2 protein-coding genes are annotated in these 2,812 nt (G+C 61.8%); both read left to right on the top strand.

The annotated features are described in order from the left end of the window. Positions 1 to 202 precede the first annotated feature (202 nt). Positions 203 to 496, top strand: a complete 294-nt coding sequence (locus tag NEZ08_RS03360) for a hypothetical protein (protein WP_298103496.1) — start codon at positions 203 to 205, stop codon at positions 494 to 496. A gap of 673 nt (positions 497 to 1,169) precedes the next feature. Continuing rightward, on the top strand, positions 1,170 to 2,812 hold a 1,643-nt coding region (locus NEZ08_RS03355), incomplete at its 3' end, for an efflux RND transporter permease subunit (protein WP_298103493.1).

The following is a 2,812-nucleotide window of genomic DNA, read 5'->3' as shown; positions in this document are numbered from 1 at the left end:
GGTAATCCCGAATTCGGGCCACGCGATCAACATCGAAGAACCGGAGGAGTACAACCGGATCGTCGGCGATTTTCTCAAGCACGCCGAGAGCGGCCGTTGGCCGCAGCGCGACCCCCGCGCGGTCTCCTCGTCGATCACCGGCATGAAAAATTAATCGCCGAATCAACGCTCTGTGCGGCGTTCCGTGCGATGGAACGCGATATTGACGATGCCGGTAAATCGCGCCAGATTTGTTCAGCTCGTGATTCAAACATCATCAGAAACCCAAGGCACGGGCCGGGAGCGCTTCTGGGCGATGAGCAAGGAAACTCAACGCTCGTCCGGTCGTCATCGGCTGGATCGGGACGAGGCCGCGGCCGACGCGCTCGAACTGGCGCGTCAAATGGCGCCCGGGCCTGAACGCAATAAAGCCCTCAAACTGGCCGGCGCGCTGCGCCGCTCGGCTGACGAGCGAGGCGTGGTCTTTGCCAAGCGAGGTCGGCCGCGCAAGTCCTGAGGGCGGTAGAACCATGAGTTCACTGGCGGCCGCCGATAACTTTCCGAGCCCATGAAAGGTGAGTGCCGAGGCATAGCGTGATCTTCGGAAAGCGGTAGCAGACCGGCGATCCGAAAGGCGCGGATGACAGTTTTGTAAAGCCGGGAAATTCGGTCACACTTTTCGGGCGCTTTCGGGCGTTCAATTCTGTGTTGAAACGTCGAATGGCTGCCCGAAATCCAGGGCGTGAAAGTCGCGGAACATGCTTATCAGAGCATAAATTTTATATTAGTTGTGGCAATGCAGCAGGCTCCTCATTTTCCGCCCTGAAGCAGTGGGTCCGGCGCGATCCGCCCAGTCCGGTCCGATTGACCTGATGCTTCGATCTCCGGTGCGGAAAGATACAGCGGTTCTTATGAAGTTATCCAACCAGTACTTGCGGTGGATCGCGAGTTTCTCGCCCGGACCGTTGAACCCTGATAGCGTACCGTCGGGTCGCAATTCGATCCGGACCGCGTCTTTCGGTCGTAAGTCGACCCATTTGCCGCGGGCGAATCTGCGTCTTTTCGTCGCTTCCGCGGCACGAGTATCGAACGGCCTTGGCAGGTCTTCGCGGATCCGGATATCCGGATCGGGGCTGCCTGCGGGGCGGCCTGACATCGATATTCCGGCAGGGGTTTAGGGGGAAAGGGCCGTGTGGATCGTTCTGACCGCGCTTCGGCGGCCCTACACGTTTGTCGTCCTGTCGCTTCTGATCGCGATATTCGGCGTGCTCGCTTCGCTGCGGACGCCGACCGATATCTTCCCGAACATCAACGTGCCGGTTGTCAGCGTCGTCTGGACCTATACCGGCCTGTTGCCGAACGACATGTCGGGCCGCGTCATCTACTATTACGAGCGCTTCCTGACCGCCCAGGTCGGTGACATCGAGCACATCGAGTCGCAGTCGCTCTCCGGCTACGGCGTGGTCAAGATCTTCTTCCAGAAGGGGGTCAATATCCGCACCGCGCTGGCGCAGGTGACGGCGGCCTCGCAAACCGTGCTGAAGCTGCTGCCCCCCGGCATCACCCCACCCTATGTGCTGAGCTACAACGCGGCGACCGTCCCCATTCTGCAGCTGGCGCTGTCGAGCGATACGCTGCCCGAGATGAAACTGTTCGATCTCGGCCAGAACTTCATCCGACCGCAGCTTGCCACCGTCCAGGGCGCCGCCGTGCCGTCGCCATACGGCGGCCAGATCCTGCAGGTGCAGATCGATCTCGACCAGCAGGCGATGCAGGCGCACAGCGTCTCGGCGGAAGACGTCGTCAATGCCGTCTCGGCGCAAAATCTGATCCTTCCGGCCGGCGACCAGAAGATCGGCAAATTCGACTGGAACGTGTCTCTCAACGCCAGCCCGGTCAATCTGGAGAAGATCAACGACCTGCCGGTGAAGAAGGTTAACGGCGCCGTCATTTTCGTGCGCGATGTCGCCTACGTCCATCAGGGGTCGCCGCCGCAGGTCAACATGGTGCGGGTTAACGGCGCCCGCTCGGTGCTGATGACGATCCTCAAGGCCGGATCGGCGTCGACCCTCAACGTCATCGACGGAATAAAGACGCTGCTGCCGCGGGTGGAGGAAAGCCTGCCCAGCGGATTGCGCGTGCACGCGGTGGGCGATCAGTCGGTGTTCGTCAAGGCGGCCATCTTCGGGGTGCTGCGCGAGGCGGTGCTCGCCGCCGCACTGGTCGGCATGATGATTCTCCTGTTTCTTGGCAGCTGGCGCTCGACCATCATCATCATCATCTCGATTCCGCTGTCGATCCTGTTCTCGATGATCCTGCTGGCCGCGCTGGGGCAGACCATCAACGTCATGACCCTCGGCGGCCTTGCGCTCGCAGTCGGCATGCTGGTCGACGAAGGCACGGTCACGCTCGAGAACATCTTCTTTCATCTGGAGCAGGGCAAGGAAATCGAGCCGGCGATCCTGGATGGCGCGCAGCAGATCGTGATCCCCGCCTTCGTGACGCTGCTGGTGCTGGACATCGTGTTCGCGCCGATGTTCCAGCTTGGCGGCGTTGCCGGCTATCTGTTCCGGCCGCTGGCGGAGGCCGTGGTCTTCGCCCTGATCGGCTCGTTCATCCTGTCGCGCACGCTGGTCCCGACGATGGCGCGCTACCTGCTTCACGCCATTCCCCATCACGGGGGGCATCCGGTGGCTGCGCCGCCGTCGCGCAACCCCTTCACCCGGTTCCAGCAGGCCTTCGAGCGTGGCTTTAGCTGGCTGCGCGGTCACTACCACGCCCTGCTCAAGCGGGCGCTTGCGGCGCCCAAGACGATCATCGCAAGCTTCCTCAT

The sequence above is a fragment of the Bradyrhizobium sp. genome (assembly GCF_027451485.1).
In the GTDB taxonomy this organism is placed as follows: domain Bacteria; phylum Pseudomonadota; class Alphaproteobacteria; order Rhizobiales; family Xanthobacteraceae; genus Bradyrhizobium.
Note: the sequence above shows the minus strand (reverse complement) of the source record. Positions and strands in the feature narration are given on the sequence as shown.